The 8,523-nt window shown below is 60.9% G+C and carries 7 protein-coding genes; 5 read left to right on the top strand and 2 right to left on the bottom strand.

The genetic code is table 11. The features are described 5' to 3' along the window. A partial coding sequence (locus B3520_RS00770; RefSeq protein ID WP_286875100.1) for an alpha/beta hydrolase occupies positions 1–720 on the bottom strand: 720 nt, incomplete at its 3' end. Positions 721–882: 162 nt separating this feature from the next. Here B3520_RS00770 and B3520_RS00765 point away from each other — a divergent pair. From B3520_RS00765 to B3520_RS00745, 5 genes are all read left to right on the top strand, one after another. Next, positions 883–1,884 (top strand): serine hydrolase domain-containing protein, encoded by a 1,002-nt coding sequence (locus B3520_RS00765; protein WP_286806997.1) that lies wholly within the window; start codon positions 883–885, stop codon positions 1,882–1,884. Between the two features lie 165 nt (positions 1,885–2,049). Continuing rightward, entirely contained in the window at positions 2,050–4,218 is a 2,169-nt protein-coding gene (gene katG / locus B3520_RS00760; RefSeq protein WP_286875097.1) for a catalase/peroxidase HPI, read from the top strand. Positions 4,219–4,369: 151 nt separating this feature from the next. Continuing rightward, the gene (locus tag B3520_RS00755; RefSeq protein WP_286807367.1) at positions 4,370–5,599 is read left to right on the top strand and encodes an efflux RND transporter periplasmic adaptor subunit; all 1,230 of its coding nucleotides are present in this window, start codon (positions 4,370–4,372) and stop codon (positions 5,597–5,599) included. Continuing rightward, complete coding sequence (locus B3520_RS00750) at positions 5,599–6,819, top strand: ABC transporter permease (protein ID WP_286807368.1); 1,221 nt, start codon at positions 5,599–5,601, stop codon at positions 6,817–6,819. Before B3520_RS00755 ends, B3520_RS00750 begins: the two co-directional genes overlap by 1 nt. Further along, positions 6,812–7,531 (top strand): ABC transporter ATP-binding protein, encoded by a 720-nt coding sequence (locus tag B3520_RS00745; protein ID WP_286807369.1) that lies wholly within the window; start codon positions 6,812–6,814, stop codon positions 7,529–7,531. Before B3520_RS00750 ends, B3520_RS00745 begins: the two co-directional genes overlap by 8 nt. Before the next feature lie 43 nt (positions 7,532–7,574). Here the strand turns inward: B3520_RS00745 and B3520_RS00740 are convergent, their stop codons facing one another. Next, positions 7,575–8,381 (bottom strand): M48 family metallopeptidase, encoded by an 807-nt coding sequence (locus B3520_RS00740; protein ID WP_286807370.1) that lies wholly within the window; start codon positions 8,379–8,381, stop codon positions 7,575–7,577. Between the last annotated feature and the right edge of the window lie 142 nt (positions 8,382–8,523).

The following is an 8,523-nucleotide window of genomic DNA, read 5'->3' as shown; positions in this document are numbered from 1 at the left end:
GCCCACGTCCATATTGCCGACGAACACTGGCACATGGTCAATCTGTTCCACGTCGTTCATGCCATTACCGTAAGCAATGTCGGATTCTCCGCCCAGCAGGTACAGTGTCGGGGTATGGATATTTTCCAACTGCTTTTTGGTCAGGTTGGGAATGCCGGGCATTGGATCTTTGGGCGGTTCGTTGAAGATGCCGCTATTGAAGACCCCCAAGGTGGTGACCCGCGGGTCGTCCGCGACGTCCAGCGCCTGCAGTCCTCCGCAGGACATGCCCGCGACGCCGATCTCGGTGGTGTCCAGCGCCTGATGGTAGGGGCTGTTCTCGTTATCATTCTGGACGATGGCCCAGTCGATGGCATCGGTCAGTTTGGAGGAGCTGGAGCGCTCTGTCTTCTGCTCCCCGTTTTCTGTGGGCATGGTGCCGATGGCGACGACCATAAAACCGTGGGAGGCGATTTCGTTCAGGAAGTTCACATGCTCCCAGGGGGAGTCGAAACAGGCGCCATTGCCCCAGACCACAATCGGGAGTTTCTCGTCGCCCTGCGCGGCGATGTTGTTGGGCCGGAACAGGGTATGTGTGGGCAGTGAGGCATCTGTTGCCATAATGGCACTGTAGGGGCCGGTGCCGCCGTCTTCGACCACCCGTGATTCGATGGTTTCGGCAGAAGCGTAATTTGCCAGGATGCACGACAGAAAAACAATTAGGGCTTTAGCGTTTCTCATGGGACTCGATCTTATTGTTGAGGGTTCGGAGCGGTCATTATGGCGATGAACCAAAATCGAGTCTACTGCCTGGGCGATAGATCCGCGCCACGTCCGCGGACGTAGCCTGTTGTGGTCTTGTCACACGTTTATTGCTGATTTCAATGAGGTCATGGTCAACCTATGCATTCTCTTCTATCCAAAGCGTTCGCTTCTCTATTGCTGCTTACGTGCAGTGCCGTGCTCGCCAATGAGGACGACTGGCGTTCTGAACTGGCGCGCGATGCGGAGCGCCTGCCCAGGTTGCACTCGTTGTTGGTGCTGCATCGGGGCGAGGAGGTGGTCGCACTGGATATCCGGGGGCCGGGGCTGGATACGCCGGTCAATATCAAATCCCTGTCAAAAACGGTGCTTGCGGCGCTGGTGGGTGTCGGGATTGAGCGTGGGGTTCTGGAGGGGGTGGATCAGCCCATTGTGGAGGCGCTGGGCGGTCAGGTGCCGGAGGCGGCCACGGAAGGGGTGGAGCGCATTACCTTGGGCAACCTGTTGTCCCTTCAGGCGGGGCTGCAGCGCACCTCGGGGCGTAATTATGGTGCCTGGGTCAATAGCGACAATTGGGTGCACCATGTGCTCACCCGGCGGTTTGTGGATAAACCGGGCGGGCGGATGCTTTACTCCTCCGGTAGTACGCATTTGCTCTCCGCCGCGCTGACCGAAAGCGCCGGGCGCAGCACGCTGGCCTTGGCGCGCGATTGGCTTGGGGAGCCGCTGGATATCGCCTTTCCCGCGTGGGATCGGGACCCCCAGGGCATTTATTTTGGCGGCAACAATATGCTGATGTCGGCGCGGGAACTGGCCGCCATCGGAGAGCTGTACCGCAATGGCGGCCGGGTAGGGGAGCAGCGGCTGTTTTCCGAGGCCTGGGTGGACACCTCCTGGACCGGGCGGGGCGAGTCCGCCTATACCGATGATCCCTACGGCTACGGCTGGTTTCTGCGCCCGCTGGGCGGTGAGCCCGGCTACTATGGGCGCGGTTATGGTGGGCAGCTGCTCTATGTCGTTCCCTCCCTTGAGTTGACGGTGGTGATGACCTCGGACCCGACTCCACCGTCCCCCGGTTCCCGCTATCTGCGCCAGCAGTTGCGACTGTTGGAGCACCACGTGATTCCCGCGCTGCGTCCGTGAGGGCCGCCCGTGCGGGCGGCCATTGCAGGGGGCTATACCGACCTTTGTGAGAATCTATCACAGATGGCAAATCGATTTGCTATGCTTCAATAGATCCATTCTTGTGCTATACCGTATAGATCATAGCCGCACGTAATCATAAATGAACGCGAAAGGAGCAGATCGATGAGTGACCAGAACACAGGCGCCGGAAAATGCCCGGTGATGCACGGGGGCGCAACGCTCGCCAGCACGTCCAATATGTCCTGGTGGCCCGAAGCCATCAACCTCGACATCCTTCACCAGCACGACCGCAAGACTGACCCCATGGGGGAAGATTACGACTACCGTGAGGAAGTCAAAAAGCTTGATTTTGAGGCGTTGAAAAAAGACCTTCACGCCCTGCTGACCGACAGTCAGGAGTGGTGGCCGGCGGACTGGGGTCACTACGGTGGCCTGATGATCCGCCTGGCCTGGCACGCCGCCGGTACCTACCGGATTGCCGATGGCCGTGGGGGCGGTGGCACCGGTAACCAGCGCTTCGCGCCGCTGAACTCCTGGCCGGACAACGCCAGCCTGGACAAGGCCCGCCGTCTGCTGTGGCCAATCAAGAAGAAGTACGGCAACAAAATCAGCTGGGCTGACCTGATCATCCTATCCGGTAATGTGGCCTATGAGTCCATGGGCCTGCCGACGTTCGGCTTTTCCTTCGGTCGTGAAGATATCTGGCACCCGGAAAAAGACATCTACTGGGGTGCGGAGAAAGAGTGGTTGGCGCCCTCCGATGAGCGCTATGCCAATGTCGACAAGCCGGACACCATGGAAAACCCGTTGGCCGCCGTGCAGATGGGTCTGATCTATGTGAACCCGGAAGGCGTCAACGGCAAGCCGGACCCGGTGAAAACCGGCGAGCAGATCCGGGAAACCTTTGCCCGTATGGCAATGAACGATGAGGAAACCGCGGCCTTGACCGCCGGTGGCCACACCGTGGGTAAATGCCACGGTAATGGTGATGCCGAAGCACTCGGCCCCGAGCCCGAAGGTGCGGATGTGCACGAGCAGGGCATGGGCTGGTACAACGCGAACCTGAAAGGCAAAGCGGCCAATGCGATTACTTCGGGTATCGAAGGTGCCTGGACCACCAACCCCACCCAGTTCGATATGGGGTACTTCAAGCTGTTGTTCGGCTACGAGTGGGAACTGAAGAAGAGCCCCGCCGGCGCCAACCAGTGGGAGCCGATCGACATCAAAGAAGAGGACAAGCCGCTGGATGCCAGCGACCCCAACGTCCGTCGTAACCCGATCATGACCGACGCCGATATGGCGATGAAGATGGACCCGACCTATCGCGCCATCTGCGAAAAGTTCATGAAGGACCCGGACTACTTCCGCGATACCTTTGCCCGCGCCTGGTTCAAGCTGACCCACCGCGACCTGGGTCCGAAAGACCGTTACATCGGCCCGGAAGTGCCTTCTGAAGACCTGATCTGGCAGGACCCGGTCCCGGCCGGCAAGAAAGACTACGACGTGGATGCGGTCAAAGCCAAGATCGCCGACAGTGGTCTGAGCATCGGTGAGATGGTCAGCACCGCCTGGGACAGTGCCCGCACCTTCCGTGGCTCCGATATGCGTGGCGGTGCCAATGGCGCGCGAATTCGTCTGGCACCACAGAAGAACTGGGCCGGTAACGAGCCGGAGCGTCTTGCCAAGGTACTGAAGGTGTACGAGAAGATCGCGGCGGACGCCGGTGTGAGCGTGGCCGATGTGATCGTGTTGGGCGGTAGTGTCGGTATCGAGCAGGCCGCAAAAGCCGCCGGTCACAAGGTGAACGTGCCCTTTGCACCGGGCCGTGGCGATGCCTCTGACGAGATGACCGATGTGGACTCCTTTGAGCCGCTGGAGCCGGTCGCCGATGGCTTCCGTAACTGGCTCAAAAAAGATTACATCGTCAAGCCGGAGGAGTTGTTGCTGGATCGTGCCCAGTTGTTGGGACTGACCGCGCCGGAAATGACCGTACTGATCGGTGGCATGCGCGCTCTGGGTACCAACCACGGTGGTACCAAGCACGGTGTGTTTACCGATCGCGAAGGTCAGCTGACCAACGACTTCTTTGTCAACCTGACCGATATGGCTTATCGCTGGGAGCCCAAAGGCAAGAATCTCTACGAGATTGTTGACCGCAAGTCCGGTGATGTGAAGTGGACCGCAACGCGCACCGATCTGGTGTTCGGCTCCAACTCCATCCTCCGGGCCTACGCCGAGGTCTACGCCCAGGACGATAACCAGGAGAAGTTCGTCAAGGACTTCATCGCCGCCTGGACCAAGGTGATGAACGCCGACCGCTTCGATATTTAAGCGGTTGCCCTGAAAAACCCGCGTCGTCTTTCTGGCGGCGCGGGTTTTTTTGTGCCCGGCGTTTGCCTTTTCCGCTCCGGATTGCGTAGTCATAGCGGTATTGATGTGAGATTCTACGTTTTCATAGAGAGCATTCACCGGGAGAGTCAGAGTGCGTCGCGTTTCAACCCAAGTTGTGGTTCCTCTGGCCATTGTGGCTTTGATCGTCCTTTATTTTGGCTGGCAAAGCTGGCGGGGGCCGGAGGTCGAAGGCTATGTCATTGAGCCGGTACCGCTGGTACAGACGGTGGTCGGCACCGGTCGGGTGATGACCGCCTCCCGCGCCCAGGTCGGCAGCGAAATTACCGCCGTGGTGAAGGAACGCCGGGTACAGGAAGGGGATACCGTCGCGCCGGGGGATCTGCTGCTGGTGCTGAGCGCCGAGGATATTGCCGCCGAGGTGCGTCAGGCCGAAGCGGCCCTGGAGGAGCTGGTGACCACCCGGCGCCCACAGGCGGCCATTGATCTGGAGCGGGCGGAATCGGAGCTGGCCCAAGCGCGGCGGGAAACCGCGCGACGGCAAGCCCTGGCAGAGCGCTCGCAGCTGTCGGCCGAGGCATTGGAGCAGGCGCAAGAGGCCGAACGACTGGCCCAGGCCACCGTAGACTCGGCGCGCTTGACGGTCTCCGCTCTGGCGCCGGGTAATGTGGAGGAGCGCCGACTGGAGCAGCGCCTGGCCGCGCTGCGCGCCCAGCTTGCCAAAACCGAGGTGCGCTCCGAGGTCGCCGGTACGGTCTTGACCCGCAATGTCGATCCCGGCGATCTGGTGCAGCCTGGCCGCGTGCTCTTTACCATCGCGCTGGAAGGGGGCATGGAAATCCGCGTGCCGCTGGATGAGCGCAACCTGTCCCGCCTGGCCCTGGAACAGAAAGCCACGGCCATTGCCGACGCCTATCCGAATCAACCCTTTCCCGCGCGCGTCAAATTTATTGCGCCGAGTATCGACCCGCAAAGCGGCACGGTGGAAGTGCGCCTTGCCGTCGATCCGGTGCCGGCGTTTGTCCGCCAGGATATGACCGTGTCGGTCACCATCGAAACCGGGCGACGAGACAATGCGCGGGCTGTCCCCAACGATGCCCTGAGGTCGGTACGGGGCCGAGAAGCCGAACTGTTTCTGGTGCGCGATGGCCGGGTGCAGCGCCAGGCGGTGACCCTGGGCCTGCGCGGATTGGCCATGTCCGAGGTGGAGAATGGACTGAGCGAGGGCGACCGGGTGGTGGCGGATATGGTGACGGAACTGACCGAGGGCAAACGCGTGCGTTTTGTTGAGCGGCAAGCGCCGGTGTCGAGCGACCGCGACGATGCCGCCTCCCGAAATGAATCACCGATGAACTTTGACTGATGGTTCGGCCGAAACGTTTATGGACAGAGTGGACCCTCGCCATCGGCTTTTTGCGCGAGGGGCGCACGCAATCGCTGATGATTGCCATCGGCGTGGCCGTAGGTGTGGCGGTGATCGTATTTATCACCGCGCTGATTCAGGGTCTGCAGAGCAACACCATTGAGCGCACTCTGGGCACCCAGGCCCATATCCGGCTGCTGGCGCCGGAGGAAGTCAATCGGGTGCATCCGGCCTCGCCGGGAACGTTGCAGTTGGTGCTGGAAGACAAACGCCCGCAGCGCCTGCGCTCGATCAACAATTGGCAGGAAATCACCGCAACCCTCGACCAACTGCCCGGCCTGAGTGCGGTGTCTCCGGTGGTGTCCGGCCCCGCCTTTGTGCGTCGAGGTGAAGCGCTGGAGTCGGTGGCACTGGTGGGCATTGATGCGGAACGCTATCAGCGGATCATTCCTCTGGACGACTACATGGTGGCCGGCGAGTTGCGCGTGGGCGCGGACGACGTGCTGATTGGGGCGCGTCTGGCTGAGGATCTTGGCGTGGGCCAGGGGCAAAAGCTGCGCCTGGAATCCGGCGAGCAGAACGGCGCGGTGGTGAATATTTCCGGCATTTTTGAACTGGGCGTCCGGGAGCTGGATGAACGCTACGTGTATATGGACTTGAAGCAGGCACAGTCGCTGCTGGACTTACCGGGCGGGGTGACGGTGATTGACCTGACCGTGCCGGATATTTTCACTGCGGATCAGGTTGCCGACCGGGTTCAGCGTCTGATCGGCCTGGATGCGCAGAGCTGGATTGAAACCAATGCCCAGTTGATGAACGCCCTGACGGCCCAGAGCCTGTCCACCAATATGATTATCGTGTTTGTGGCCATTTCCGTGGCCTTTGGTATTGCCAGCGTGCTGTCGGTGAGTGTGGTACAGCGTACCCGCGAAATCGGCATTCTGCGCGCGACCGGTGCGACACGGGCTCAGATTCTGCGGGTGTTTCTGATTCAGGGGGCGGTATTGGGCTTGCTGGGCTCGGTGATGGGCATTGCGGCGAGCTACGGGTTGGTGTGGGTATTCAACACCTTTGGCCCGGGGCTGTTTTATATTCCGGTACCGCCTGGTCTGGTGGCGGCCACGCTGCTGCTGGCCACTCTGACCGGGGTACTGGCCGCCGCCGTGCCGTCACGCCGCGCGGCACGACTGGACCCGGTGGAGGCCATTCGCTATGTCTGATACGCCCGAGGAAGTGCTTCGGCTCGACGGGCTCAGGAAGTCCTACAATGTCGGTCAGCCCAATGAAGTGGAAGTGTTGCACGGCCTGGATCTGACCATTGGCCGCAACGATTTTGCCGCGCTGATTGGTCCCTCGGGGTCGGGCAAAAGTACCTTGCTGAATGTGATTGGTTTACTGGACCGCCCCACCCGTGGTGAGCTGTATCTGCTCGGACAGGCCACCAGTGGAATGGACGACTCCGGCCGGACGGCTCTGCGCGGTTCCAGCATCGGGTTTGTGTTTCAGTTCCATCACCTGATCAATGCGTTTACGGCCATCGACAATGTCCTGATGCCCCTGATGCTGACCCACGGCAAGCCCGACCAACAGGCTCGGGACAAGGCGCGGGAGCTTCTGGTCGCCGTGGGGCTGGAGAAATACGCCAATACCAAGCCCAACCAACTCTCCGGCGGCCAGCAACAGCGGATCGCCATCGCCCGGGCGTTGATCACCGAACCGGCGCTGCTGTTGGCCGATGAGCCGACCGGCAACCTAGACACCCAAACCGCCGCCGAAGTGTTTGAACTTTTCCGCAAGGTCCATCGCGAACGCGGCTGCGCGGTCCTGCTGGTCACCCACGACCCCCGGCTGTCCGCCACCTGCGATCGCACGATTAATCTGGTGGATGGTCGTATTGTCAGCGATACCGTCAATAAAACGGATGAAGACTGATTGGCTTTTTTGCCTTCAGGTTGTGAGGGAGTGTAAAAATCGGTTACGGCGAGACGTTGGGAATGGTTGTTAGCGTGCCGTCGGTCCGGTAACCACGGGCGTTGGATAGTTGCTCAAGGCGCTCCAGTCGTGCCTCGGTGTCCGGGTGGGTGGACAGCCACTCGGGTAGGGCGCCGGCTTGCTGTTGTTCGGCCAGCCAGCGGAACAGTGAGTCTGCGCCTGCCACGTGGCCATAGTGGTTGTGCAGCGCTTCCAGGGCCCAGGCATCGGCTTCGCGCTCCATCTTTCGGGAGTAGTCCAGCATCGCAAGTTGGCCACCGGAGCCGGCGAGCCAGTTCAGGTCACCCCGCCCGAAAATCAGTGCGCTGATCAGTCCGAGTCCGGTCTGTCGGGCAGCATTCTGCAGCGGGTGTCGATAGTGGATGTGGGCAATTTCGTGCGCGAGCACAAAGGCGAGGCCCTGTTCGCTGTCTACTTCGTCAAGCAATCCGTCCAGCACAATAATGTGGCCACCGAGCGTGGCAAACGCGTTGACAGTTTCCTGCTCCTGGTGATGAACCACAACATTCAGCTTCGGGTTGAGGCCGCCGGCCCGAGCCAGTTCGTCCGTCAGTGTTTGCAGGTATTCGGTGCGTTCGGTCGGTTCGAGCTGTTCATTCAGGGAGTCGCTGAGCGACTGCTCCCAGGAGAAGGGAATCCAGCGGGCGCTCCAGCCCAACACCAGAATGACCAGCCAGGTCAGCAGTGCCAGGCCGGCGGCAAAACCGAGTACCAGGAGGATGAAATCCCGCTGCCAACCCTGGGGTTCGTAGTTGATGCCCTCTGGAGGCTGTCGGTTCTGATAACCCATCAGCGCGGTGGAATCAGTGCCGTGCCGTAGGCGAGTACTTCCAGTGAGCCGACGCTATTTTCCCGGCCTCGGCCGGCGATGGCGGCGGTTTCAAATTTGATATTGAACACCCGGTCGGCGCCCAGTGCAGCGGCTTCCTCGC

It is taken from the genome of Marinimicrobium sp. UBA4509, from assembly GCF_002388575.1.
Lineage (GTDB): Bacteria > Pseudomonadota > Gammaproteobacteria > Pseudomonadales > Cellvibrionaceae > Marinimicrobium > Marinimicrobium koreense.
This window is presented reverse-complemented; position numbering and strand designations above follow the sequence as displayed.

Excerpts from the sequence above, each read along its gene's own strand:
- B3520_RS00745 (WP_286807369.1), top strand. The coding sequence starts at position 6,812 with ATGTCTGATACGCCCGAGGAAGTGCTTCGGCTCGACGGGCTCAGGAAG.
- B3520_RS00740 (WP_286807370.1), bottom strand. The coding sequence starts at position 8,381 with ATGGGTTATCAGAACCGACAGCCTCCAGAGGGCATCAACTACGAACCC.
- B3520_RS00765 (WP_286806997.1), top strand. The coding sequence starts at position 883 with ATGCATTCTCTTCTATCCAAAGCGTTCGCTTCTCTATTGCTGCTTACG.
- B3520_RS00750 (WP_286807368.1), top strand. The coding sequence starts at position 5,599 with ATGGTTCGGCCGAAACGTTTATGGACAGAGTGGACCCTCGCCATCGGC.
- katG (WP_286875097.1), top strand. The coding sequence starts at position 2,050 with ATGAGTGACCAGAACACAGGCGCCGGAAAATGCCCGGTGATGCACGGG.